The sequence below is a fragment of the Nitrospira lenta genome (assembly GCF_900403705.1).
Taxonomy (GTDB): domain Bacteria; phylum Nitrospirota; class Nitrospiria; order Nitrospirales; family Nitrospiraceae; genus Nitrospira_D; species Nitrospira_D lenta.
Genome location: NZ_OUNR01000020.1, coordinates 34,560 through 60,449, shown reverse-complemented (window position 1 = coordinate 60,449; position 25,890 = coordinate 34,560). Strand labels below are relative to the sequence as shown.

The following is a 25,890-nucleotide window of genomic DNA, read 5'->3' as shown; positions in this document are numbered from 1 at the left end:
TGGATGGATGTGTTGTGAAGGAGGCGTATGGCTCGGGAAACGGGTGTTCGAAGGGGCCTACGATCCGGCCGCGATGGAGTCGCTCCACGGGCGAGCGTGACGCAAGAAAGCCCTGAGCCGTGCCATGAGTTTAGCGTGCCGGAGCGGGAGGCGGTCTATCGGGCGATCTTCGAGCGGCGCGATGTCCGCCGAAATTTTCTCCCGACGCCGATTCCTGACCGGATCTTGACGCGCGTGCTGACGGCGGCCCACCATGCCGGGTCGGTGGGATTCATGCAGCCCTGGGATTTTGTGGTGGTTCGCGATCGTGCGACCAAGGGAGCGGTGAAAGAGCTATTTCGGCAGGCCAATGCCGAAGCGGCGGCGCGCTATCGCGGAGAGCGGGCCGCGCTCTACCGGAGCCTCAAGCTGGAGGGGATCGAGGAAGCGCCGATCAATATCGGCGTGACATGCAGCCGCCAGCGGGGAGGTCCGCATGTGCTGGGTCGTTCGACGGTGCGTGACACGGATTTGTATAGCACCTGCTGCGCCATTCAAAATCTTTGGCTGGCCGCGCGCGCGGAGGGCATCGGGGTCGGATGGGTCAGCATTCTGGATCATGGCGCCTTGAAGCGGGTGCTTGGGGTGCCCAAGCCGGTCACAGTGCTGGCCTATCTCTGTCTCGGGTACGTGTCGGATTTTGCGACGAAGCCGGACTTGGAGTCCGCCGGGTGGCGCGCGAGGATTCCGGTGGAAGAACTCATTCACTACGAGTCGTGGGGCAATACCGCGGCCGGATCTGAGGGGAGACGGTGATGCGCATTACCAAGGTCTATACCAGGACAGGCGACGCGGGAAAAACTCGCCTTGCGGGAGGGCAGCAGGTCTGGAAAGACAGCCTGCGGGTTGAGGCCTATGGGACGGTCGATGAGCTGAATGCCTCAATCGGCGTCGTGCGCGCCATGAATGCCGACATGCTCGATGAGTATTCGGCGGCAGCCATTCTCGAAGAAGAATTGCGCTGGGTGCAGAATAAATTGTTCGATGTCGGGAGCATCTTGGCCACGGCGCCGGGACAGACGTTTAAGAATATGCCGCAGGTGACGGCGAAGAATGTGACGCGGTTAGAGAAGTTGATCGATCGTTGTCAGAAAGATCTGAAGCCGCTCAAAGAATTTATTCTGCCGGGCGGCGGGAAAGTCTCCAGCTTTTTGCATCAAGCCCGAACGGTCTGCCGGCGCGCCGAACGGCTGTGTGTGGCGCTGTCAAAAGTCGAACCGATCGATCCGTCGATCGTCAAGTATGTGAATCGGTTGAGCGATGCCTTGTTTGTCTTGGCCCGTTGGGTGGCCAAGACGCAGGGTGAGCCGGAATTCTTGTGGGAGCGGGATGCCACCTCAAAAGCTGAAAAGCCGTAAGTCTGCGACGACATCCGCCAGTCGGATCATCTTCGTGCTCGGTGGGTCGGCATCGGGGAAGAGCGAGACCGCTCTGCAGCTTGCCGGATCGAAGGGGCCGAGAGCCTTTGTCGCGACCGGGCAAGGTCTCGATGCTGAGATGGCCGCAAGGATCGCACGGCATCAGGCTACTCGCGCAGCGGATTGGGAGACGGCGGAAGTTCCCCTCGACCTCGCAGCCTGGTTTACCCGCGCCGGGAGCCGGTATCGGACGATTGTCCTGGATTGTGTGACGCTCTGGCTCAGCAATCTGCGGGGCTCCGGGATGAAAGAGCCACTGGTGCTGAAGCGCGTGGCCGGCTTGCTGGAGGCGATGCGGAAGACGAAGGCGAAAATCGTGATCGTGAGCAACGAGTTGGGGCTGGGGCTTGTGCCGGCGGAACCGACGGCTCGGGCCTTTCGAGATCTGGCCGGACGGGTGAATCAAGTGCTCGCTGCCGGCGCCGATGAGGCGCACCTGGTCGTGAGTGGGATTCCGCTTCGATTGAAATGAAGAGGGGGAATGGGAATGTCCGTACAAGCTGCGTGTGATCGGATTCAATCGCCGGACCCTAAGTTGTTGGCCAAAGCCCAAGCACGATTGGATTGCCTGACTAAACCTCAGGGCAGCTTGGGGCGATTGGAGGAAGTCGCGGCGCGCTATGTGATGATGACCGGGGAGCTGAAACCGGCGATCCCTCGCGGTGTCGTCTTTACCTTTGCGGCGGATCATGGCGTGACCAAGGAAGGTGTGAGCGCCTATCCCAGAGAAGTCACGCCGCAGATGGTGTTGAACTTTCTGCGCGGCGGAGCGGGAGTCAATGTGTTGGCCCGTCATGCCGGCGTGGGCGTGCGCGTGGTGGACATCGGCGTCGATCATGATTTCGGAACGCTGCCGGATCTGATCTCGAAAAAAGTGATGCGGGGGACGCGCAATTTACTCGTCGAACCGGCGATGACTCGCGCGGAAGCGGAGCAGTCCGTCTTGATCGGCGTCGAGCTCGCGACGCAGGCGGCACAGGAAGGCATTGGCCTCATCGGGACCGGCGATATGGGAATCGGAAACACGACGCCGAGCGCGGCGATCACGGCGGTGATGACGGGACGGCCGGTTTCTGACGTGACCGGGCGCGGGACCGGCATCGATGACGCGGGGCATGCGCGGAAGGTGGCGGTGATCCAGCAGGCGCTCGATCTGCATCGCCCCGATCGCAGTGATGCGCTCGATGTCCTTGCGAAAGTGGGCGGGTTGGATATCGGCGGGCTGGTCGGCTTGATCCTCGGGGCCGCGGCCGCGCGCGTACCGGTGGTGCTGGATGGGTTCATTGCCGGAGCGGCGGCATTGATTGCCGTCGGTCTCCAGCCGCGTTGCCGCGAATATCTCATCGCGTCGCATCGTTCCGTCGAACGGGGGCATGCGGCGATCTTCGATCATCTGGGCGTGAGGCCGTTGTTGGATCTCGATCTGCGTCTCGGTGAAGGCACCGGTGCCTGTTTGGGTATGAGCCTGGTCTGTGCAGCGCTCAAGATCTATACCGAAATGGCCACCTTCGGTGAAGCCGGCGTGTCGGAGAAAGCCTAAGCTCCATGGGGACGCTCGTTCGTCCATTCATATTCGCCTGGCATTTCCTGACCGGGATCCCCTTGAGCCGTGCGTTGCACGAACCGACCGCGGTCGAGTTGGCGAGGTCAATGGCTTGGTACCCGGTGGTTGGCTTTCTGATCGGTGGTGGGTTGGTTCTCGCGGACATGGGGTTGTCGAAGTTATTCATCCCGACGGTGGTGAACGTCATATTGATCGTTCTGGTGGTGGTGCTCACGCGCGGGTTGCATCAGGATGGACTCGCTGACACGTTGGACGGGTTGGCAGGGGGGAAGACGCCGGCTGAGCGGCTCCCCATCATGCGCGATCCGCGTATCGGCGCCATCGGCGCGACGGGCCTCGTTCTCTCATTGCTGCTGCGTTATGCGGGGCTCATGGCATTGCCTCAGGCGATACGCGTTCCTGCGCTCCTCTGTCTGCCGGCCATCGGCCGCTGGGCGATGGTGACCGTGGCGTGGGCGTCTCCCTATGCCCGGGCTGAAGGGGGATTGGCCGCTTCGTTCCTGACGCATCTCTCCTGGCACCATGTCGTGGTCTCAACGGCGATTCTCGCCGCGGGGCTGGGATGGGGGTTCGGGTTGTTGGGCACGCTGGTTATTCTGTTGGCAGGAGCTATGGTGGTGTGTGCGCTGTGGGCTGGGTTTCGCGCGTGGTTCGGCGGGATTACCGGCGATACGTTGGGCGCGACGAACGAAGTGATCGAAATCCTATTCCTCCTGCTTATTCCATCGCTGTTGTTACTTCCATGACTGCGAGTGAATTAGTGCTTGCGGCAGGCCTGGATTGGATCATAGGCGATCCCCGCTGGCTGCCTCATCCGGTTCGTGCGATGGGGCAGGTCATTGCCTGGTGTGACGATCATGTGAGAGCGATGTGTCAGAGTCCTCTTGCATTGCGCCTGGCAGGAGTCGTTCTTGCGTTGGGGCTGCCGACGGCGGCCTATCTCTTGGGGCATTGGATAGTGGCTGAAGCTGGCGAGGTGGCTGAGTGGTTCGGACTCGTTGTAACGATCGGTCTGGCCTCAAGCACGCTTGCCGGACGTGATCTGTGGGATCATGTGCAGGCCGTGGCGAAGCCGTTGCTGCGGGGAGATCTGGTCGGCGCGCGTCAGGCTGTGGCGATGATTGTCGGCCGAGATACGCACGCGCTATCTGAATCAGAAGTCGTTCGTGCGACTGTCGAGACGGTGGCGGAGAGCACGGCAGATGGCGTGATCGCGCCGCTGTTCTATCTTATGCTCGGCGGTCCGCCGTTAGCCTTGGCCTACAAGGCGGTGAATACGCTGGATTCCATGGTTGGCCATCGGGATGAACGGCACGTCGATTTTGGCTGGGCTTCGGCCCGGCTTGACGATCTGGCCAATTGGATTCCCGCTCGGTTAGCCGCGGTGCTGCTGCTCCTGGCTACAGGTCTGGTTACGCTCAAGCTGGATCGTATGATTTGTGGTTGGCAGGTGTTGCGACGCGATGGCGGCAACCACCCCAGTCCGAATAGCGGGCGGCCAGAGGCGGCGATGGCCGGTGCGCTTGGCGTGCAACTGGGCGGGACCAACTATTACGAAGGGATCGCGAATGAACGTCCGACCCTTGGTGACGGGTACCGAGCCTTGGTTGTAGGGGACATCACCCTTGCGGCTCAATTGATGGGGGTGGCGAGTCTGTTGGGCGTATTGATTGGGGCGGGAGTGTTGTGGCTCCAATAAAGAAACCTGTTCATGGCGGCGATGTGCATGCGGCGTCGCGCGAACTCGGGCGGGATGTCACCGAGCTTGTCGATTTCAGCGCGAGTATCAATCCACTGGGGCCTTCTCCGAAAGTCTGGCGCGCCATCACCGGGGCACGGCATCTCGTTCCGCATTATCCCGACCCAGAGTGCTGGGAGCTTCGTCAAGCGCTGGCCAGCCGGTGGCGCATCGAGCCCGCACGGATTCTGATGGGGAACGGCTCGATAGAATTGATCTATGCGCTTCCGCGGGCGCTCAAAATCAATCATCTAGTGCTGGTCCAACCGACATTCTCCGAGTATGCCGCGTCGATGGCGCGAACCGGCGGGCGTGTCACAGCAATGTATGCCGATCGAGATGAACAGTATGCCTTGCCCATCGATCGTCTGTGTCGGTTGTTGGAACGGCCGGCCAAGGGGTCTCGGACGCCTGATGGGATCTTGCTGTGCAATCCCAATAGTCCGACGGGGCAGGCTTGCGGGGCTGATGATGTGATGAAGCTGGCGCGCGCCGCGCAGCGACGGGGTGTGTGGTTGATAATCGATGAAACGTTTGCCGACTATTGTCCGGAACGGTCTATTCTTCCGCTGGCGTCAGCCTGGTCCAGGGTGGTGGTGTTGCGGAGCCTGACGAAATTCTATGGATTGCCTGGATTGCGTGTCGGGTATGCGGTCACGGCTCCTGCCGTGATCCAGCAATTGCGTCGCGAGTTACCGCCCTGGTCCGTCAACGCCATGGGACAGGCGGCGGCATTGGCTGCGTTGCGCGATACGGCGCATGCCAGGAAGAGTCTCCGGTTTGTCGAAAAAGAGCGGACTCGAATGGCTAAAGAACTTGCCGGATTGCTGGGATGCACCCTGTTTCCGGCACACGCAAATTTCCTCTTTATGGAATTGCCGCGCGGATGGCATGGGAAAAAGCTGACTGAGCAGTTGAGGCGGGAGGGATTACTCATTCGAGATTGTTCGTCTGTTCCAGGTGCGAATCGTCGCTCGATCAGGATCGCAGTCAGGTCTCGACAGGATAACGATCGACTGTTGAAAGCCCTCTCCGGAATGTTGAGTGAGAGCCGGTCATGACGCAAGGACAGGCCTCACGCATGCAGACCCGGTATCGAGTGACGGAGCAGACGCTGGTCATTGATCTTGGGGGCAAGAGGCGAGTGCTGTCTTCAGCTCCGCAAGGCGGCGGATTCACCGCTGCGTCGTCTATCCTGAATCACCAGGTGGAGTCGAATCCGGTCTCGAATACGCATCCTCGAGCTCACGACGACCCCGTCCGGGCGCTTCGACGGTTGGCTGTCAGGCTGGGCGTGCAGCAGAAAACGGTTGGACTTATGACCGCCGTCCCGATGAAGCAGTTGGTCACGGCCAGAGTGTCGTCTGGGTCTCTCTGGGTTGAGTGCTTTGCCACTGTCGGTGTGACGAATGCGGTAAAGGCGGGAGAGCGTCCGGAGACCGACATTCGTCGAGGCCAGGCAGCCGGACTGGGAACGATCAATCTCATCGTTGTGACGAATGTCTGCCTGTCGAGTGCGGCGATGGTCGGCGCGGTGCAAGTTGTAACGGAGAGCAAGACCGGTGTCTTGAGAGATCATGCGGTCCCGAGTTGGACCGGCCTGCCAGGCGCGACCGGGACCGGGACCGACGCGGTGGTGATTGCCTGTCGGTTAAGGGGGCAGGGGCCGTGGCAGGCCTATAGTGGGACTCATACTATGATTGGCGCACTGATTGGACAAGCCGTGACTCAGTGTGTGGCTCGCGGTTTAGCGAAGGCGAAGCAATGGCAGAAGCGGCACGCATGAAAGCCCGCGCACTTGCGGTGCTTGGAACGGGATCGGATGTCGGAAAGAGTCTGATCACGGCCGGGTTATGCCGGCTCTTTCACCGAGCCGGCATCAAGGTAGCTCCATTCAAAGCGCAGAACATGTCAAATAATTCGTTCGTGACGCCGGACGGGAAAGAAATCGGTCGTGCTCAGGCGTTGCAAGCGCAGGCCTGCGGGCTTGAACCTGACGCAGACATGAACCCGATTCTGATGAAGCCGGAATCGGATCGCAGTGCGCAGATTGTCGTGCAGGGGCAGGTGTGGGGCAAGGCTGAAGCTCGAACCTATTTTGAGCGGCGAGCGGAACTGGCCGAGCGTGTGCGAGAGAGTTACGAGCGACTAGCTGGTCGATATGAGGTAATCGTCCTTGAGGGCGCCGGAAGCGCGGCTGAAATGAATTTGCGCGATCGTGATCTGGCGAATTGGTCGGCCGTTGAACTGGCGGATGCGCGAGTTGTTCTGGTGGCGGACATCGATCGCGGCGGCGTATTTGCACAAGTGATTGGCACGCTGGACTTGTTGGCGCCCCATGAGCGCGCGCGGGTGATCGGCATCATCATCAACAAGTTCCGCGGCGATGCGACGCTATTTGACGATGGCGTGAAATTTATCGAACAACGGACCGGTCTTCCCGTTCTCGGGGTCGTCCCTATGCTGCGGGGCCTGATGCTGGATCAGGAGGATGCCGTTGACGTCGAGCGCCATCGCCATGCGGTGTTCGCCAAGGATCGAGTCAATATTGCGGTGGTTTTGCTGCCGCGTATGAGCAACTTTACCGATTTCAATCCACTGATGGCAGAGCCTGATGTGGTCGTTCGCTATGCGACAGTGCCGGCAGATCTCGATGGCGCAGATGTGATTGTGATTCCAGGGAGTAAGAACACGATTGAAGATCTCGCGTATGTCCGTCAATCCGGGATGGCAGAGGCGATGAGTCGTCATGCGAGTGAGGGAGCCGAGGTGATTGGCATTTGTGGCGGGTATCAGATGCTGGGACGGAGCATTGCGGATCCTGCTGGGGTGGAAGCAGGAGGCGAGGTTGAGGGACTAGGGTTATTGGATGTAGCCACGACACTTGCAAAGACCAAGATCACACAATTGGTTGAGGCCGAGTTTCTTCAACTAGAACCGGAAAGATGTCTGACTGTTCGAGGGTACTTTATCCATATGGGGCAGACGACAGGACGGGATCGGCGCCCCTGTTTTCGTGTGCGTCCGCTCAGTCTTGGGGGTGGGCAGCTGGAGGGTAGAGAAGTGGAACGTTTCGATGGAGCGGTGAACGGAACCGGCTTGATTTGGGGAACCTACGTTCACGGCGTATTCGACCTTCCAGAGTTCAGGCGGGCATGGATTAACCGAATCCGTGGTCGAAAGTCGCTCGTGCCTTTGGCGGATGCAGTCTCGCGGGATATCTCTCAGTCGCTCGGCAGTCAGCTCGATGCGTGGGCGGACCACCTGCAGCTGCATCTCAAGGTCACGCCGTTTATTAAGGCAGTCTTACCCCGCCTCTAACATCCACTCCTTGTTGCTCTGTCTATCTGCGGTCTTCCTGCTCATGCCGTAGCAAGAATTGTCATGTAATGCACAACCGTGCACGGGTTTCAGCAATGTGCGGCGAGGGTATCCTTCTGCCTGCGTCACTCACAATTCGTGCAGATATGGCAGCATTTGACCACATTCTTCTCTCACGCGGGTTTTTCGATCGTCTCTCGCTCATCCCGGCACAGTAGTTGCCATTCCTTTGTTGTTGTTCTCAGTTGCCGTCCTCACACATCCGTGTCGTTCGACCTGTGCGCACTCGCAGTGGCTGAAGAAGGTGTCGATTTTCATCGATTTCTTGCGAATGGAGAGCAAGCGACTACACTTGGGCGTGAATCACCAGACGCGCCAGCCTTGAAGGAGGAGGGGATCCTATGAAAGCACGGTTCACATCACTCATTGTTAGTGCGGTCGTCTGTGCGATGGTGATGGGAGGGGCATCGTTTGCTCGCGCAGGCGATGAGAGCGAGACGGCAGAGCTGTTGATTGCATTGCTGAAATCAGGCCGCGCGGTGGTCTCGGAACATCAGGCGCTGATTAACGATCCCAGCAAAGGCAATAAAGGATTTACCGACGAATTCATGGCGCATCAGGTCATTGAGAAATTCAAAGCGAAGACACGTGTCGATCTGAGCCGTCCCAATGGAGCTCCGCAAAACGGTGTGCTCCTGGCGTTGCTCGAAGCGGAGCGTGAGGTGGTGTTGGAGGGACAGCCGGTCATCAATAAACAGGGTGTCGCCTTCAAAGGATTCATTCCGGCTGTCTTTGCGCGCAAGTCCGGAGAGAAATTCTACAAGAAGACCGGCATTCGCTTGAAGCTGACGGGAACGGATTATCGCTTCCCTGGCAACAAGCCGGATGATTTCGAATCGGAAGTGTTGCGCATGTTCGCCGATTCACGCCATCCGAAGGGACAGCAATATGCCAAAGCGACGATGGTCGGGGGAAAGCCGGTCATGCGTGTGATGGATCCTGAATATGCCGGTCCGACGTGCCTGACCTGCCATGGGGGACCGAAAGGGGAACGGGATATTACCGGAACGAAAAAAGAGGGATGGAAAGAGGGAGACTTGGCCGGCGCAATCAGCGTCGTTGTGCCGATGCGATAAGGGGCGCGATTCAACTATGCGAGCTGGAGGACGAGCATTATGAGCAAGATCGTAGTCGTCGATGATTCATACGCTGAGTTGCAGATGATCGAAGGGTATCTCAAGGCGGCCAGCCACACCGTGGTGTCATTCCCGAATACGGACAAGCTGGAAGAGAAGATCGTCTCCGAAAAGCCCGATCTCATTGTGATGGATGTGGTTATGCCGGGACGGAACGGATTTCAGGCCTGCCGCGATCTGAAAGGCGATGAGCGTTTTAAAAACATTCCCGTCGTGCTCTGCACCTCCAAGGGGCAGGAAAGCGACAAGTTTTGGGGACAACAGCAGGGCGCGAATGGGTATGTGGTCAAGCCGTTTAAAGCCGAAGATCTCTTGGCGGCCGTGAAGCGCGCGTTGAACTAGGCTTCTATCAGAGATCGAACCTGGTGGTTGAAGGGAGATCATGGAACTAGCTCTCAGTCCATCCCAATCCGTCGGGGTTGTCCTGGCCGCAGGGGCCAAACCACCCGTTCCGTCGCGTATCTGCCTCGTGACTCTCGGAGGAGAACTGTTTGCAATCGATCTTCGTCACGTTCGGGAAGTCTTTGAGCTGGAAACCGTGACGCCGGTTCCTGGGATGCCGTCGATCTTAGTGGGAGTAGCGAATCTTCGCGGAACGGTTATGCCACTGGCGGACTTACGTCCGTCGCTCGGGATGTCGTCGGCCGCGTCACTGCCGTTTGTGGTGGTCGTGCGTCATGGTCAGCAGCAGGTCGGCATTCTGATCGACGCGGTGCCGGAGATCCGCACGATCCATCCCGACGATCTGTTGACCGCCACGTCGCGAGGACTGTCGGAGTCACGGCCATTCCTTTCCGGGCTGGCCAAGATTGAAGAGCGCATGAGCGGCATGATGGATGTGCAGAAACTCTTGGCTTGCGTGGAAGGGGTGTTGAACTAGATGGCCGACACGTGACGCTGTCCGCTGAGTTGGCTGACGGCCGCTCAGGGCAACGGCGCGGCGACGATAGAAACCGATTATCCTATGGGTTTGGAGGAGGATGTTATGGCGAGGCACAGCAAGTCAGCGTGGACGATTCAGACGTGGTTCAATAATCTTAAAACACTGCCGAAGCTGATTCTCGGATTTTCCGCCGTCGGCGTCATCATGATCATGGTCGGCCTCGTGGGTCTTATCGGATTGAGCCGGCTGAAAACTGAGTTGCAGAATATTTATGACGGGTCAACGGTCGCGCTGTCCAACACCGGCGTCAGCAGTACGAACCTCGGTCTGTACCACGACGCGCTGCTGAATGCCGGTCGCCAGTCGCGGAAAAGCGACTTTGACGATGCCATTGCTCCGCTGGCGGGCCTCAAGAAACAGACATTGGAACCCCTGCAGGCGTACCAGGGATTGGAATCGCGCGAATCAGGAACGGGGCGAAACGAGGCCAGGGATATTGCTGCGTTGAAAACTGCGCTGGCCGAATATTTTGTGTCGACGGACGGTGCCGTCAGCGCGTTCGCGGATAGTTATTCGCCGTCGCTCTCCGAAGAGCAGAAGCAGAGCATGCGAGATTTGGGTAACTTGGCGCTCTCAGTCGAAGTCGCGAATAAGTACAACACCGCCACGTTGCGTGTCCGAGAATTATTGACCACGATTCGGGAATTGGCCAAAGAGTTGAACGAGAGCGGGCAGGCCGAAGCGACGCGGAGTACGAATTGGGTGCTGTTCGGAGGGCTCTTCGCGCTCATTTTCGGAGGCGCCATCGGCTACTATTTGGCTCGGTATATTGCGCGGAACATTGTGCATGTGGCCGATGTCGCCGAGCAAGCCGCGGCGGGCAACCTTCAGGCTCGCGCGAAGCTCGAGAGCGATGACGAGGTGGGTCACATGGCGAAAGCGTTCAACTCGATGTTGGATCGTATTACGGCCCTTGTGTCCACCGAGGAAGAGCGGGACGTGATGCAAAAGCGCTTAATGCAATTTCTCGTCTTGGTGTCTGATGTCGGTAAAGGAGACTTGACGAAGCGCGGCGAGGTCACCGCGGATATGTTCGGAAACTTGGCCGACGGATTCAACCTCATGATTCAGCGGTTCGCCCAGCTGATGCGGCAAGTCCGTGAAGCGGCAGAACGCGTCAACAAGTCGGCTGGGACACTGAGAGACAACGCCGGTCAGATGTCTGGCACGGCCAAGCATCAAGCCGATGAGTCCGTCAAGACGCTGGGCGCGGTCGAACAGTTAGCGGCATCGATGCGCGAGGTGGCTGAAACAGCCGGTGCGTCTTCTGAATCCGCTCGCCAAGTGTTGCAAGCGACCGAGCGCGGTCGTGTGGCGGTCCAAGAAACCGTGCAAGATATGCAGAGTATCCGCGCGGCGGTGCAACGCATGTCGAAGCAGGTAAAAGCGCTTGGTGATCGGTCTTTGGAAATTTCACAGATCGTGTCGACGATTCGAGATATTGCCAATCAGACCAACTTGCTGGCGTTGAACGCGGCCATCGAGGCCGCCGGTGCCGGAGAGGCGGGCGCCCGTTTCGCGGTCGTCGCCGATCAGGTGAGAAAACTCGCGGAAAGCTCCACGCAGGCGACGCGAGAAATCGCGGACCTCGTGAAAGTGATTCAAAGTGAAACGCAGGACGCGGTGGTCGCGATGGAACATGAAACCCAGGCGGTGGAAGCGGGCTCGGCGTCAGCGTTACGCACGGGTGATGTGTTCAAAGAAATTTCTACAATCGCCCAGCGCTCATCTGAGCTGGCGCAGAGCATCGCATCGTCTGCGGTTGAGCAGACGGCTTCGACCGATAAGGTGGGACGCTCGATTAAGGACTTCACCGGCGGCGCGGTGGCCACGCAGAAAGCTACGGATTCCGCCCGTGTCACCGTAGAAGATATGGCGAAGCTCGCTGAAACGCTGACGGCTTCTGTGTCGCAATTCAAACTGGTGTGATGAGCGTGTCCGGAGGATGCCAGTCATCCTCCGGGTGAGAAGGGACCAGGATGAGTGCAGAATTCGATCCAGACAGTCTGCTGGCCATTTTTGTGGCTGAAGCTGTCGATGGCATGGCCGAGCTCAAACGCGCTGTGCATCCAGCCGATGGGGCCGTTCCAAGTCCTCAACAGTTGCACGAGCAGTTTATTGTGGCCCACCGGATTCGAGGGGCTGCGGCGCTCTATGGATTTGCCGGCATCGCACAGTTGAGCGAACGGTTGGAGTCGTTGTGCGAACAGGGGCACATGATTTCAGAGGCGGATTGGCCTCGCGCCGTCGGGGCGATGCGTGAAATTGTGCAGGGTGTCCAGCTTCAGCTCGATGTGATCGGACAAGGTGGAGGGGAAGATCAGGTGACGATCGATCGTTGCCTCGCCGTGTCCAATGGGTTTCTCCCCGCTGAATCCACCGGTCAGACGGCCGCTATCAACGACAACGGCACCTTGGGTGCCGTAGATGGCGCGCAATTGAGCCCGGATTATCTGGTGCCAAATGTGGATGCGGACGTGCTGTCGTACTTCGTCCCCGAGGCGTTGGAGTATCTGGACACGATTGATAGTTTGATTCGGAGCTTGCAGGCCCACCCGAACGACGACGATGCGATCCACCGGCTTTTTAGAACGGCCCATACGCTGAAGGGTTCAGGCTATACGGTCGGCTTTACCGTCATTGGTGATATTGCCTATCCCATGGAAGACTGTATGGGCAAGGTTCGTGAGCGCCGGGTTGAGCTGAGCGATGCCCTTTTCGAGGGACTGACTCGGGCGGTCGGCATTATTCGGCTTGCCCTGCGGCGAGATTCGTCCTCTGTGCCGCAATTGCAGCATGATGTGCCTGCAGTGATTGGTTTCCTGAAGCAGATACGGGATGGTGGAGCCATCGTGGCCGCCGTGTCATCAACTCCTGTTGTCCATACAGAGAGCCAACCTTCGGTTGCACCAGCAGTCAATGACGATGTGGCAGCGAGCCCTGTGTTATCGGCGGAGTATTTGATTCCGCAATTGGATCCCGAGGTGCTGTCGTATTTTGCCCCGGAAGCCCAGGAGTATTTGGAGACGCTTGAGGCCAATCTCCTGCGGCTAGACAAGAATATTCATGACAACGAGTTGATCAATCAATTATTCCGAACGGCTCATACGCTCAAGGGGTCTGCGTATACCGTCGGGTTTCAAGCTATCGGCGATTTGGTTCACCACATTGAAGATTTTATGGGGGCTGTGCGTGACGGGCACTTGGCTGTACAGCCAGGTCAGACAGACTTATTGCTCCGATCCGTCGATGTTGTGCGTGTGCTCATGCGGCGTGACTCCGCGGCCCTGGTGACGACTCAGCAACGATTTGCCGCCGCACTTGCCGACCTGAAATTGCTGCATGGTGGCGGTGTCTCAAGTGTGGATGCGGTCGGCGCGGCCGAAGTTCCGCTCCTTCCTCCGCAATCGACGGCTGGATCCACGGACGAAGCGGCGCAATCCAAGTCCGCCGACGGCCGGCCCACAGAAGAGCGAGAAGTCATTCGAGTCAGCCGAGAGCGATTGGAACGATTGCTCAATCTGGTCGGTGAATTGGTCATTGGGCGAGGTCGCTTGGAACAGCGCCTCCGTGTGTTGGAGCAACTGTCGCAACAAGTCTTGGCTTGCAAGTCTAGGTTGGTCGATGCCGTGCAATCGTTTGAAGAGAAACACACCTTCACCTTTCCGTCCGCCCCTGTGACTTCCACGGAGGCGGCAACCGTCGGTGCGTCTGGGCTGCGTGATTTCGGCAGCCTGGAGTTCGATAAGTATGATGATTTCAATATTTTGGCGAGACGTATCAGCGAGGTGACGGCCGATATTACTGAATCGATGTCGCAGCTCAGCGGATCTATTCGCCGGTCGCACGATGATATGAGCCACTTGCAGCAGCTGACCCTGGGTATGCGGGATGAAATCGCGCGGGCCCGCATGGTTCCGATCGGGACTCCGTTTACACGGTTCCGCCGAGCCATCCGGGAGATTGCCAGGGCCTCGGGGAAGGAAGTGTCGTTGGTGACCTCCGGTGAGCATACGGAAGTGGATACTGGGGTCGTGGAACGGCTGGTGGATCCGTTGGTCCATCTTGTGCGGAATGCCGTGTATCACGGCATTGAACCCGCCGGGGCTCGAGTGGCAAAAGGGAAACCCGCGGTCGGCACGGTCTACTTGCACGCCGCGCATCGAGGCAACTCGATCATCATCGAAGTGGAAGATGACGGGGCAGGTCTCGATCTCAAACGGATCCGGACAAAGGTCGTCAATCTCGGGCTGGCTCGGCCAGAGCAGATTCAGACAATGCCGGATGCCGAAGTCTTAAAGTATATTTTTGCCCCCGGATTTTCGACGGCGGAGAAGGTGGGGGATCAGGCCGGAAGAGGTGTCGGGCTCGATGTCGTCAAGCGCGTGATTGAGGGCATGAACGGTCATATCGATGTGGAGTCGCTTCCCGGCGTGGGCACCAAGTTTACGTTGGATTTGCCGCTGACCCTGCTTATTGCCACGGCCTTGATGGTGCGAGTGGGATCAGAACGGTACGCGATTCCATTGCCCAATGTGCGCGAGGTGACGATGCCGACGGTGAGCTCGTTGCAGCACATGGGGGAGCGGGCGATTTTGCAGATGGGCGAAGAGGCGATTGATCTCTATTCGCTGCGCCATCTGCTCAGGCGCGAAAGCGGGACGGTCGATATCTCCATGCCGGTGGTTGTGGTACGCACGGTCTCTGGGCCGATCGGATTAGCGGTCGACGAGTTGTTGGGGCGTCAAGAAATCGTGATTAAATCATTGGGTACATTACGCTCGATGGAGCGGTCCTGTTTTGGCGGGGCTACCATCGATCCTGAGGGACATGTAGTGCTCGTGGTGGATACGGGACGCCTGTTCGCGCGGGAGTCTCGTGAGTCCACTGCGATGTTGGCGGCCCCGGACACGGCTGTGATGTCTCATCAGGATTCGGACCATGGTATGGATGCGCAAGGGGCTGCAAGGGCGTCAATTCTCTTGATCGACGACTCGTTGAGCATTCGGAAATTTGTCGGTCGCATGCTGGAAAATGCAGGGTATCAAGTCGACACCGCGGTGGATGGCGAAGATGGATTGCGAAAGGCGTCGGCGCAGACCTATAAGCTGATTTTTACCGACCTGGAAATGCCGAAGTTGAACGGACTGGAAGTCATCCAAGCTTTGCGGAGCAGGCCGCAAACGCAGCAGACCCCAGTTGTCGTAATGACCACGCGGGCGGGGGACAAGCATCGTCAGATGGCGCTCAGTATCGGGGCCAGTTCGTATATTGCCAAGCCGGTGGAAGAGCGCGCATTGCTGCAAGAAGTGGAACGATGGGTTGGACAGGTATCAGGTGCCCGGAAGTAATGTGGTCGGTATGGGGCGGCATGCGGAACCGAGGGGCCATGATCGATGAGGCGCAGGTATGAGTTTGCGAGGCCATGGGGTTGCATCGGCTGTTCATGTGCCGATCGAGCGTTTTTTGATTGTAGGAATAGCCGGCCAGCAATTTGCCCTGTTCGCTGAATTGGTGCAAGGCTTGTTGACGATGGAAGAGTGCGGCTCCAGCGACATCCTTACGGTTCATGGTCAGGAGTATCCCTCGCTGGATCTTAGGGGGCGGCTCGGGCTTGCGCACGTTGACAATGGGGCGGAGACACGCACGGTCTTGGTGGCCCAAGCCGGGATTCATGCCTGCATTCGGGTGGATCGAGTATATGGTCTGCACGAAGTCGAACGGACGCGTGTGTTGCCGTTGCCAGGTCAATTTCGCAGTGAAGAGCGGAGTTGGTACGTGGGCCTTATCCTCTATGGCGAAGGAGTAGCGGTAGGGCTTCATTCGAAGTGGCTGCTGAGCGGCGCCACAGAGGGGGCTAGCGGGTTGCTGAACCAGAGCCATCGGTTGCCGCTGCGCCTATCGGACACGTCCGACAGAATGGAAAAGGGTATCGTATGTTAAGGGGAGCGGTTGGCCGGCAGCGCAAGGCCACTTCCCAGCTGTGCCGTCTGCTGGTCTTTTCAGTAGGGGGCCGTCGGCTTGCGGTGAAAACTGAAGAAATCATCGGGGTATCAGCCTGGGTTGGCAGTATTCCAATTCCCAGCCGTACCCCCTTCATCTCGGCGGTTATTCGCCGAGACCAGGAGGTGTTTCCTGTTTGTGATCTCGCCGGGATGCTGAAGGTTCGGGTGAAGGGCGAGCAGCGCCTCTGCTTGATGGCCAAACAGGCCGGCGGTGCGATGGCGATATGCATTGATGAGGAAATGCCGGTGTTGCATTCTCTCGATGCCGCAAAGATTCAGGCCTATCGCGACAAAGATATTCATACGGTCGGATGTTTCACCGATGAGTTTGAAGACGTTCCCATTATTTCAGCCGCGCGCTTAGGGGCTGTCCAAGGTTGATATTTATGAACAGAGGTGAAGGGAGTCAGTATGCCGAAGATTCTTGTAGCAGATGACAGCATTGCGGTCAGAAAAGTTGCGGAGCGCTTATTGACGGAGGCTGGACTTGGCGTCACCTTAGCCGCGAATGGAGAAGAGGCGCTGGCGTATTTGGCAAAGGAACGACCGGACGTCGTTGTGTCGGACGTGATCATGCCGGATAAGAGCGGATATGAAGTCTGCGCCTTTGTGCGGGGACATGCGTCGCTGGCCACAACTCCAGTATTGCTGATTTCAGGAATTGTGAATGACGAAGTCACGAAACAGGCTGAGTCTTGCCATGCCGATGGGGTTCTCAAAAAGCCGTTTCAAGGAACGTCACTCAAGGATCGGGTTCTGGAATTACTTGCCAAGCGTCAGGACTCTGCGGTCGTGGCTCCTTCTCCTGCCGTGACGGCTTCCAAGCCAGTCGCGCCCGTTGAAATATGGAGCGGCCCGCGCATCACGGACGAGCAGCTCGCGACCTATAAGCAGGCGGTCGCGCAGGTCGGCGAGCTTGAGATTCAGCTTCAAACTGAGCGGGGCAAGGGTGAAGGGTTCAGGAAGCGAGTTGAGGAGCTGGAGGCCCTGGCGGCACAGGTCAAGGAATACGAGGATCAACTTGCGGTCGAGCGGCAGCGTGTTGAAGAAGCCAGTAGTCAGTCGAGCCGGGCACAAGCCATTGAAGCTGAGCTGGCTCAAGAGCGGCAGCAGATTGCGTCGCTCAAGGCGCAGCTTGCCAGCGGTGAAGATTTGCTTGCGGATGCACAGGCGAAGTCATCGGCTCTCGAGTCTGCGCTGAAGTCTGAGCAGGATTCCCTTCAAGCCTTTCATCGGCAGATTGCCGATCTCCAACAAGCGGTGAGCGTGGTGCCTCAATTGGAATCCACGCTGATGACCGAACGGGCGGCTACGACAAAATTGGTTGAACAATTGACCGTCTTGGAGGCCGCGGCGGCCCGGGCGAGAGATCTGGAAGCGCGGCTGCTCAGCGAAGAGCATCGCGCGGCCGACTTGGACCGACAGGTGACGCAAACAGAAGCCGCACTGACGGCGGAACGGGCATGTGCCGGAGAGTTGATCGAACGTCTAGCCGAGGCTGAACGCGGCCTGCAGCAGGTCGGCGAGCTGGAACAGCAACTGGCTGAGGCGACTCAGATCGGGCGCGCCAAGGAGAGCCGTATTCATGAGTTGGAAAAGATGGTGGCAGCGGCTCAAGAGTTCGAGAAGCTCTTGGAGACCGAGCGGGATCGGAACGCCGTGTTGGCTCGGCGCGTCTCGGAGTCTGAACAGTCCGCTGAACAATCGATGAAGCGGTTTGAAGAGATGGCGCGCAAGCTTGGAGAAATAGCCGGACTGGCATCTCAGCTCGGCAGTGGCAAGGGACGGGTGTAAATAGAGCGATGTCCCGGGCCTGGATGTGTGCGCATGCGAAGGAATGAAGCGGCATGGCAGTCGATACAGACGATGAGTTTCAAAAAGAGTTGATTGCGCTGTTTGCCCAGGAAGCGCAGGAGTGGCTGCAACAGATCCACGTGGCGCTCGATGAATTGCAGCAAGGCCCTCCGGCTGATCGCCATCTCAAGTTGGCGCACGCGATCAAAGCCGGACTCACGAATCTTGGCGGGTCCGCGGCGACGATCAATCTGCACGAAGTGGAGCAGGCCAGCTTCGCCGGCCTGCCTTTGATTGAGGCCGTACAGAATCCCTCTGTACCTCTGTCAGCCTCCGCATTTCTGGCGCTCTGCAAACAATTGGGCCAGATTCACGATGCGCTGACCCGGGCGACCGGTGTGGCCTTTGATGCGGAGTCTGCCACTGACAACGTAGGGCCCGTTACCGTACCGGCGCAAGAGTTCCAGATTGCTCTCACCGATCTGATCGGTCGCTTGGCCGGCAGTATGGCTATGCCATGCCATGTCACGAAGACCATTCTTGCGCAGATTGACGGGATGACAAAACATGGCGTGACGCATTGTGATGCCGCGTCGTTGCGCGAGGTTCTTGAGCGAGGCGCAGAAGTTGAGCAAGCGTTTGCGCAACTAGTGCAGCGGATTGGCCCGCTCGTATCTGACGGCATTGAAACGATGGCGCGGACGTCTGGAGATGAATGGGACGAGGCCTTCCCCGAGTGGCGCGCAATGACAAACCAGGTTGCTGAGCTTTGGTCGGTGTCCCAACAGGTGAACGCGGGCGAGGCTATGACGTTTTTCACAGGACTACAGAGCTTTCTTCTACTGGTAACGGAGCGGCGGGTGAGGCCTCCGGCTGCTCAGTTCAAGCGAGTGGAGGATCGACTGCGTAAGATGCCCGGGATCATTCACGAGTGGGTAGAGGCTGGCCGGCGAGAGCGAGAAGCCATCGAAGCCTTGTTGCCTGTTGCGTAGTGATGGTCCAGTCTCTTTCTGTTACACCATTGTCTGAGTATCCCTGACACGATGTGTTCGTACAGTGAAGATGGAATGGAGACGAATGTGTTAATTGCTGAGCCCGTGCCTTTCACGTACGAACAGCATTGGGGATTGCAGACCCAGCCATTTGAGAATGTTCCCGATCCGCGTTTTTATGTCCCCTCGGTCAAACATGAGGAGGCGCGGCAACGGATTCTGTATGGGATTCAGGCTCGGAAGGGCGCGGTCATGCTGACCGGCGAGATCGGAAGCGGGAAGACTCTTCTGAGCCGTGCGCTGATTCTCAATCTGGCGAGGGCAAAGTATGATGTGGCCTTGCTGGCGAATCCCTCTCTTCCTGAAAAGCAATTTCTTGGAGAAATTCTGTATCAATTCGGATTGCCGGTCGGTGGTTCAAAGGCGATGCAGCTGAGGCGTTTGAATGAGCATTTGCTGTCGAATGCCAGTCAAGGGCTCGATACGGTGCTGGTCATCGATGAGGCCCAAACAATCCTTGAGGATCGGATCTTTGACGAAGTCAGGCTCCTGATGAATTATCAGATGAACAATCGGTTTCTGTTGACGCTTGTGCTGCTTGGCCAGCCGGAACTTCGAGAACGGATAGCGGGCATCCCACAGCTGATGCAACGGATCGCGGTACGGTATCACCTGGAGCGGTTTGACGTTGTCGAAACGCAGACCTATATTCAAGGCCGATTAGCTGCGGCAGGGTGTGCGCGAAGGCTGTTTACGGTGGAGGCGGTGGAAGCGATTTATCGGCACACAGGCGGTGTCTGCCGCTTGATTAATGCGCTCTGCGATCTCTGCTTGTTGAGCGGAGCGCACGGAAACGTTGATCACATCGATCGGCCGCTGGTGCTACGCGTTGCAGCGTCGCATTAGGCTGACCGGATACGGTTGGGAAGAAGGAGAGTACGAGTGTCCATGACATGGTATAGGGATGCCGAAGCCGAGCTGACACTGGTCGCCTCGGCCATACAAAGTCAACGAACCATTGAACTCGATCGGCTCGAAGCCATAGCCATGGCGCTGGTTGCGTCGTTGAAGCGCAGCGATGAATTAATTGTCATGGCGCTCTCCAGTCCGTCGGGATCGCCGCTCTTGACGAATCTCCTGAATGTGGCCGTGGTGTCGACGAAGGTGGGGATGGGGCTGGGATATTATGGGCGTGAATTGGAGCGGCTGGCGCTGGCAGGCTTGCTTCACGACATTGGATTGTTTGCGGTGCCTCAATCGCTGGTCACGAAAGCCGGGCGCCTGTCGGCGGACGAACGAACGTTGATCGAGCAACATCCGGAACTAGGGTATGAGGCGATCAAGCGGTCGGGGGCTGGCTATGCGTGGTTAGCGGAATTGATTCGTCAAGCGCATGAACGCACCAATGGGTTGGGCTATCCGAATCGGTTGAAAGGCCGGCAAATCAGCGAGATGGCATTGATCATCGGCGTCTCCGACGTGTTTGACGCGTTGATCAGCGAGCGGCCGTATCGACCCCGGCTCTTTCCGCATGAAGCGATTAAGGAGTTGCTGGTGGCGGAGCGGGCGACCTTTCCACGGGAGATCACCAAGGCGTTGGTCGAGCAGCTGTCGGTGTATCCCCTTGGGACGACCGTTCAGCTGACTACGGGAGAAACTGGAACAGTCGTGAGTGTCAATGTGCGGTACCCGCTCCGGCCGATCGTAGAGGTCGATGAATCTGGAGACGCGGGTAATGCGGAGAACCGGCATATTGATCTCAGTCTGACCCCGCTGGTGAGTATTATCGAAGCGCTCAAGGCTCCCGTGGTCGGTCGGCTCACGTTTGCGCCGGAGATTCCAAACGCTGAGGTCCCGATGGGCGCGGCGTCGGATCAGTTTACATCGCTTCTGGAGAGCCTTGATGCCATTGCGACTGCCATTCAAGGCGTTGTTGAACATGCGCGCCATCCAGGTGCCGCGGACGGGGCGAAATCTGAGGCGATCCTGAGTCACGAGTCCGGTGCGGAGACGCTGAGTCCAGAGGATGTCGGATTCGACAAAGAAGTCGTGGGCTTGTTTGCGTTGGAGGCGCACGAATGGCTGGCACAAATTCAATCGGCGCTCGCCCGGCTCAGTGCTGGCAAAGAGGGGCCGGTTCGTTCGCATGTTTATGGGATTGTCCTCAACGGGATCACAAATTTGGCGAGGTCTGCCGCCACGGTGCATCTTGATGAGATTGAGTCAATGGCGACGAATCTGCTGCCTACGCTTCGTGATGTCGGCGGAGCAGAGACGGCCGTTGCGACCGAGTCGTTGCGCCATTTGCACCAAGGGTTGGGACGAGTCATCGCCGCGGTCCGACAGTTGGCAGCCATTCCCTCTCAGAGCATAGCGGGAGATGAACAGACAGGTACTGACGAGGAAGTGTCTGTCGTAGATGAGGAGGTGAATGCTGTCGAATCTGCTGAGATGGCCACGGCTAGTCTCCATTCCAATGACTCGGAGCCTGAATGGTCCTCGCTCCCCTCACTCCCATTGTTAAGTGCGTTGCGTGAGTTGCAGAAAGCTCGATCGAGATCGATGCAGCCAGCGCGGGACATGCTCGAAGCCGTGATCCATCATGCTGAAGCGGTAGGCGAGGGGGAACAGCCGGTCGATGTGTCTACAATTGAGCGGATCCTTCGCGACTTGGATCGGCAGGATAGTGAGTTTCTCCAGGCCGTTCATTCGCATGTCCCGCAAATGACGGAAGCGCTCGCCTCTCTTCGGGCGCAGGCCGCCAGCTTTGTTACGGCGTCACAGCTCGATCCCATTCTTGGCCATGTCGAATTCTTACATGATCAGGCGAAGGTGGTTCAGGCGATGACCATTATGATGTTTCTCCAAGGGTTGAAGTCGTTTTTGACGGTCACCGCGTACCGAAAGGTGACGTCGTTACCCATTCGCCTTGAAGCGCTGGAACTGCGCCTGAAGACGCTGGTTCCCATGGCTGAACAATGGGTGAATCTCGGGCGTCTTGAGCGAGCGACTATCGAAGAAATTCTTCCTGCCTAATTTCATCTCCGCACCCTCGCGCGCTGCCCTTATAACGCATTGATTTTATGCACTAGCTCTATGGCTAGTGGTGAGGTCTTGCTATGAGCGGACGACGCATATCCATTTGATATAAGTGATGAAACAGTGCCTAAAAAATAGGCGTAGAGGTGTCGATGGCACCTGTGATGCTGGTTGGGCCATCATCCACATGGATACCCACAGGTCATGCACAGATTTTGTGGACATAAGACTGTCGCGTTTTGAGGGTCGTCTGCTGAATGCCACGATAGGCTGCAAGATGCCGTGTTGAAGGGCGAATTTTGTTACCGTGCAAGGGAAAATAGATCGACCTGCGTTGGGCGCTATGTCGGCAGGGAGGTTTCGCGGTTCAGGCGCGAAAAGGGAACGTTGATCCTGGTGATCGCGAATGTTAGAAGATGAACGACAGGCCTATCGTGAAGAATGAGACCTTGTCATTCAGATGATCGATCCAGGTGCCGTTGCGAATTTTTTGGATTGCGGAGGTCGCGGAGGAGTTGCAGGAATATTATTGCTAGTCTCGGATGTGTGTCTAATCGAATGAGGTGATTGTGCCCAAGCTGATTACCGTACAACGGCCGGAGCAGGTGACAAAACACGCGCATGATTACATCAAGACCTACATACTGATTCCTTCCGGGCTGGTCGGCTTGGTCAGTATGCTGGGGGGAGTCGCGGGACTGGGATATCAACTCTTTGCCACAGATCAGTACACCTGGGGGACATTCCTTCAGAGTACGGGGTTAATCGCGTTGGGTACGGCGCTGGGGTTTGCCCAGTCTCGTTACCACTGGTATCTTTTACAATCGTTCCCAGAGGTCTTGGCGGCCCGCATACGAGTGGCCACGGCCAAGCAGAGCAAGAAGGGGGCGAAAGCTCCTGAACCAGCGGCTTTGGAGCATCCGGGGCGTTCGTTGATCCCGATGGCGTACATGCTGGGTACAGGGGTCATGCTCGGCGGATCCTGGCTGGCGATTTCGATTGGACAGGTCTCAATGGTTCCGGCTATTCTCTTGCCGTGGGCAGGATTCTATTGGGCGCGGTTGTTTTTCTGGCGTGGCCGCGTCTAGTCCAGTACGAATCAGATGCGGCTATTTGCGGGTGCGTGTAGAGGATTTCTTTGCGGGGCGGGACGTCTGGACAAGCTGGTTTTCCAGTGTCGCTACACGTTGTTCCAGACTCCTTACCAGTTGCCGTAGTTCCGGAAGTCTGGGAATGACGGCCTGTGCTTTCATCCAGGTTTCGTGCGGCATAACCGGTGCCCCTGAGACGATTTGATTGGGCTCAAGGCTCCGATTGACTCCGGCTCGGGCGGCAATCATGACCTGATCTCCGATTGTAATGTGATCTGCCAATCCGGCCTGTCCCCCGATCATCACGTGCTGTCCGATGGTCGTGCTTCCGGCAATACCGACCTGCGCGACGACGATGGAATGCGCGCCGATGGTGACGTTGTGCGCGATCTGAACGAGATTGTCTACCTTCGTTCCGGTCTTAATGCGCGTGTGTCTCTTCGGCGTGGTTGCGCGGTCGATCGTCACGTTCGCGCCGATTTCCACATCATCTTCGATCATTACGCCGCCGAGCTGTGGAATTTTTACGTGCCGTCCATGATCTTGGGCATACCCGAAGCCATCTGAGCCCACCACAGTTCCGCTATGAATGATGACGCGGGCGCCGATGGTGCATCCTTCGCGGATCACGACATTGGGATAGAGGATTGAATCGTCGCCGATCGTGGAGTCGGAGCCCACAAACACACCGGGATAGAGTGTCACTCGTGCACCGATGGTGACGTGATCCCCTAAGGTGACGGACGACCATATCGATACGTCGGGTCCGATCTCGACCTGGCTGCCTCTGGCAAGGTCCGCTGCGATTCCGCGTGGGAGATAGGGGGGAGCCAATCGTTGAGCGACGCGAGCCCAGGCGAGTTTGGGATTCGTTACGACGATGTGGGGAATTGGCAGCTCGGGCAGGTGGCGATGCGTGAGCAACGCGCCGGCCGTGATGCCATCCGGTATTTTCAAGTCCTTGTCGCTGGTGACGAAGGCGATGGCTTCGGCTGTGGCATCCGAGAGACTGTCTACTGCCCTGATGGGAGTTGCTCCGTCTCCGTGAAGTTCCCCTCCGACTAGCTGATGTATTTGATCGAGGGTCAGCGGTATGGAGGGGGAGGACGCACGCATGGCTAGGCCTTCCGCTTTTTGGTCGATTTGACGGTAGCCGGTTTTGCGGTCTTCTTTGCTGCCGGTTTTGCCGGGGCCAGACGCCCTTCGACGTAGGAGGCAACTGATCCGACGGTGGCCAAGCCGACCAGGTCCTGGTCTGGAATTTGAAGATCAAAGGTTTCTTCGATCTTATACAACAATTCAATGACCGCCATTGAGTCTAGGCCGAGGTCATCGCGAAGGTGGTGCGCGGCCTTGATGGTGCCGGCATCCCGTTTCAAATATTCCGCGAGAGCCTGGATAATTTTATCGACGATTACTTGGTCGGCCATGGTGTCATTCCTCTTGGTCGGGAGTCGCTTAGGCACGGAATCGTTTCAAGACGACCGCAGCATTGTTGCTGCCGAACCCGAAGGCGTTCAGGAGCGCGGCTCGAATTTTCTTCTCTTGTGGGTCACGGCTGAGGCCGCCCAGCCGGCAATCGGGATCAGGGTTATCATAATTGGCGGTGGGATGGATGTGTCCCGTATGAATAGCCAGGGTGGTAGCGATGGCGCCGATGGCACCGGCGGCTCCCAGGGTATGGCCAACCAGCGATTTGGTGGCGCTGATAGCGATTTTATCCGCACGATTCTTAAACAGTGCTCGGATTGCTTTGGACTCGACGGCATCGCCGATGTTGGTCGAGGTGGCGTGGGCGTTGATGTAGTCCACTTCCGAGGGGCTGATATCAGCGGCGTTCAACGCTAGCTTCATCGTGGTGGCGACTTCCTCGCCGTCTTCGCGGGGAATGACCATGTGATAGGCTTCGCTTGTCGCCGCATAGCCCGCGAGCTCCGCATAGATTCGAGCCTTGCGCTTCTTGGCATGGGCGAGAGACTCCACGATCAAGGATCCCGCGCCTTCCCCCATCACAAATCCGTCCCGGTCCCGGTCGAACGGGCGAGATGCCCGTTCCGGTTGCTCGTTGAATTTGCTGGAGAGCGCGCGGAGCGAACAAAATCCCGCAAAGACAAGCGGCGTAATGCTCGCATCGGCGCCGACCACGATGACGGCATCGGCTTGTCCGGTTCGAATGGTGTGCCAGGCCTGGCCGAGTGCGTGGGCGCTAGATGAGCAGGCGGTGGAAATCGTGAAATTCGGTCCTTTGGCGCCGGTGGCCATGGCCACAATTCCCGATGCTGAGTTTAGCGTGATGACTGGGATAAAGTTGGGATGGACGCGGTGTGGCTTCTGATGCAGATAGAGTTGGGTAATTTCCCGTTCGCCCATCACCATGCCGCCCATACCGGCTCCGACAATGACGCCGACGCGATGGGGCGACTCTTTCTCCATATCCATTCCCGAATCAGCCAGCGCTTCACGGCTCGCCGCAAGGGCAAACTGCGCGTACCGATCGACACGGTCGCCGTGCGAGGAACCGATATGTTGTTCGGCGGAGAAGTTTCGGATTTGTCCGGCGACCTTCGAGCGGTAGCCGTCCATGGGGAATGGGTCGAAGGAGGTAATCGCTGAAATGCCAGACTGCCCGGCCATGGCCGACTTCCAGAAGGTGCTGACACCGATGCCGATCGGCGACACCACTCCGAGACCTGTAATGACTACCCGACTAGCCACGCGTCACACTCCTCATTTGCAGATGCGTGCCCACT

General features: G+C 58.0%; 24 protein-coding genes. 21 read left to right on the top strand and 3 right to left on the bottom strand.

Going from position 1 to position 25,890, the window contains the following annotated elements:
* Positions 1 to 27 precede the first annotated feature (27 nt).
* The 21 genes from bluB to NITLEN_RS15820 all read left to right on the top strand — a co-directional run bounded on the left by bluB (position 28) and on the right by NITLEN_RS15820 (position 23,137).
* Entirely contained in the window at positions 28 to 795 is a 768-nt protein-coding gene (gene bluB, locus NITLEN_RS15920) for a 5,6-dimethylbenzimidazole synthase (RefSeq protein WP_121990634.1), read from the top strand.
* Entirely contained in the window at positions 795 to 1,397 is a 603-nt protein-coding gene (locus NITLEN_RS15915) for a cob(I)yrinic acid a,c-diamide adenosyltransferase (RefSeq protein ID WP_181416926.1), read from the top strand. The genes bluB and NITLEN_RS15915 overlap by 1 nt, the downstream gene beginning before the upstream one ends.
* Positions 1,369 to 1,929: a bifunctional adenosylcobinamide kinase/adenosylcobinamide-phosphate guanylyltransferase gene (cobU, locus tag NITLEN_RS15910; RefSeq protein ID WP_121990632.1), complete on the top strand. Its 561-nt coding sequence runs from the start codon at positions 1,369 to 1,371 to the stop codon at positions 1,927 to 1,929. Before NITLEN_RS15915 ends, cobU begins: the two co-directional genes overlap by 29 nt.
* Positions 1,930 to 1,944: 15 nt before the next feature.
* Entirely contained in the window at positions 1,945 to 2,997 is a 1,053-nt protein-coding gene (gene cobT / locus NITLEN_RS15905) for a nicotinate-nucleotide--dimethylbenzimidazole phosphoribosyltransferase (RefSeq protein WP_121990727.1), read from the top strand.
* Between the two features lie 5 nt (positions 2,998 to 3,002).
* A complete protein-coding gene (locus NITLEN_RS15900; protein WP_121990631.1) occupies positions 3,003 to 3,767 on the top strand; it encodes an adenosylcobinamide-GDP ribazoletransferase in 765 nt (254 codons plus the stop codon).
* Positions 3,764 to 4,720: an adenosylcobinamide-phosphate synthase CbiB gene (cbiB, locus tag NITLEN_RS15895; RefSeq protein WP_121990630.1), complete on the top strand. Its 957-nt coding sequence runs from the start codon at positions 3,764 to 3,766 to the stop codon at positions 4,718 to 4,720. The genes NITLEN_RS15900 and cbiB overlap by 4 nt, the downstream gene beginning before the upstream one ends.
* Complete coding sequence (gene cobD, locus NITLEN_RS15890; RefSeq protein WP_181416925.1) at positions 4,708 to 5,820, top strand: threonine-phosphate decarboxylase CobD; 1,113 nt, start codon at positions 4,708 to 4,710, stop codon at positions 5,818 to 5,820. Before cbiB ends, cobD begins: the two co-directional genes overlap by 13 nt.
* Positions 5,817 to 6,545 (top strand): adenosylcobinamide amidohydrolase, encoded by a 729-nt coding sequence (locus NITLEN_RS15885; RefSeq protein ID WP_121990628.1) that lies wholly within the window; start codon positions 5,817 to 5,819, stop codon positions 6,543 to 6,545. The genes cobD and NITLEN_RS15885 overlap by 4 nt, the downstream gene beginning before the upstream one ends.
* Positions 6,524 to 8,080, top strand: a complete 1,557-nt coding sequence (locus NITLEN_RS15880; protein ID WP_121990627.1) for a cobyric acid synthase — start codon at positions 6,524 to 6,526, stop codon at positions 8,078 to 8,080. Before NITLEN_RS15885 ends, NITLEN_RS15880 begins: the two co-directional genes overlap by 22 nt.
* A gap of 401 nt (positions 8,081 to 8,481) precedes the next feature.
* Positions 8,482 to 9,216: a Tll0287-like domain-containing protein gene (locus NITLEN_RS15875; RefSeq protein WP_121990626.1), complete on the top strand. Its 735-nt coding sequence runs from the start codon at positions 8,482 to 8,484 to the stop codon at positions 9,214 to 9,216.
* A gap of 39 nt (positions 9,217 to 9,255) precedes the next feature.
* Positions 9,256 to 9,618: a response regulator transcription factor gene (locus NITLEN_RS15870; protein ID WP_121990625.1), complete on the top strand. Its 363-nt coding sequence runs from the start codon at positions 9,256 to 9,258 to the stop codon at positions 9,616 to 9,618.
* A 40-nt stretch (positions 9,619 to 9,658) separates the two neighbouring features.
* Positions 9,659 to 10,156 carry a chemotaxis protein CheW gene (locus NITLEN_RS15865; RefSeq protein ID WP_121990624.1) on the top strand — a complete coding sequence of 166 codons (498 nt, stop codon included), beginning with the start codon at positions 9,659 to 9,661 and terminating at the stop codon, positions 10,154 to 10,156.
* A gap of 105 nt (positions 10,157 to 10,261) precedes the next feature.
* Positions 10,262 to 12,148, top strand: a complete 1,887-nt coding sequence (locus tag NITLEN_RS15860; RefSeq protein ID WP_181416924.1) for a methyl-accepting chemotaxis protein — start codon at positions 10,262 to 10,264, stop codon at positions 12,146 to 12,148.
* 50 nt (positions 12,149 to 12,198) lie between these two features.
* On the top strand, positions 12,199 to 15,570 hold the full coding sequence (locus tag NITLEN_RS15855; RefSeq protein ID WP_121990622.1) for a hybrid sensor histidine kinase/response regulator: 3,372 nt from the start codon (positions 12,199 to 12,201) through the stop codon (positions 15,568 to 15,570).
* 58 nt (positions 15,571 to 15,628) lie between these two features.
* Positions 15,629 to 16,162, top strand: a complete 534-nt coding sequence (locus NITLEN_RS15850; protein WP_121990621.1) for a chemotaxis protein CheW — start codon at positions 15,629 to 15,631, stop codon at positions 16,160 to 16,162.
* Complete coding sequence (locus tag NITLEN_RS15845) at positions 16,156 to 16,605, top strand: chemotaxis protein CheW (RefSeq protein WP_121990620.1); 450 nt, start codon at positions 16,156 to 16,158, stop codon at positions 16,603 to 16,605. Before NITLEN_RS15850 ends, NITLEN_RS15845 begins: the two co-directional genes overlap by 7 nt.
* Positions 16,606 to 16,635: 30 nt before the next feature.
* A complete protein-coding gene (locus NITLEN_RS15840) occupies positions 16,636 to 18,018 on the top strand; it encodes a response regulator (RefSeq protein WP_121990619.1) in 1,383 nt (460 codons plus the stop codon).
* A gap of 53 nt (positions 18,019 to 18,071) precedes the next feature.
* The gene (locus NITLEN_RS15835) at positions 18,072 to 19,010 is read left to right on the top strand and encodes a hypothetical protein (protein WP_121990618.1); all 939 of its coding nucleotides are present in this window, start codon (positions 18,072 to 18,074) and stop codon (positions 19,008 to 19,010) included.
* Between the two features lie 87 nt (positions 19,011 to 19,097).
* A complete protein-coding gene (locus NITLEN_RS15830; protein ID WP_181416923.1) occupies positions 19,098 to 19,916 on the top strand; it encodes an ExeA family protein in 819 nt (272 codons plus the stop codon).
* 42 nt (positions 19,917 to 19,958) lie between these two features.
* Complete coding sequence (locus NITLEN_RS15825; RefSeq protein WP_121990616.1) at positions 19,959 to 22,046, top strand: HD-GYP domain-containing protein; 2,088 nt, start codon at positions 19,959 to 19,961, stop codon at positions 22,044 to 22,046.
* A gap of 572 nt (positions 22,047 to 22,618) precedes the next feature.
* Positions 22,619 to 23,137, top strand: coding sequence for a hypothetical protein (locus NITLEN_RS15820; RefSeq protein WP_121990615.1), 519 nt, complete (start codon positions 22,619 to 22,621; stop codon positions 23,135 to 23,137).
* A gap of 21 nt (positions 23,138 to 23,158) precedes the next feature.
* Here the strand turns inward: NITLEN_RS15820 and lpxD are convergent, their stop codons facing one another.
* Genes lpxD through fabF form a run of 3 tightly spaced genes read right to left on the bottom strand, consistent with a single transcriptional unit; the run spans position 23,159 to position 25,855 of the window.
* Complete coding sequence (gene lpxD, locus NITLEN_RS15815) at positions 23,159 to 24,256, bottom strand: UDP-3-O-(3-hydroxymyristoyl)glucosamine N-acyltransferase (RefSeq protein ID WP_121990614.1); 1,098 nt, start codon at positions 24,254 to 24,256, stop codon at positions 23,159 to 23,161.
* Positions 24,257 to 24,258: 2 nt separating this feature from the next.
* Positions 24,259 to 24,570, bottom strand: a complete 312-nt coding sequence (locus tag NITLEN_RS15810; protein WP_121990613.1) for an acyl carrier protein — start codon at positions 24,568 to 24,570, stop codon at positions 24,259 to 24,261.
* Positions 24,571 to 24,598: 28 nt separating this feature from the next.
* The gene (fabF, locus tag NITLEN_RS15805; RefSeq protein ID WP_121990612.1) at positions 24,599 to 25,855 is read right to left on the bottom strand and encodes a beta-ketoacyl-ACP synthase II; all 1,257 of its coding nucleotides are present in this window, start codon (positions 25,853 to 25,855) and stop codon (positions 24,599 to 24,601) included.
* Positions 25,856 to 25,890: the final 35 nt, after the last annotated feature.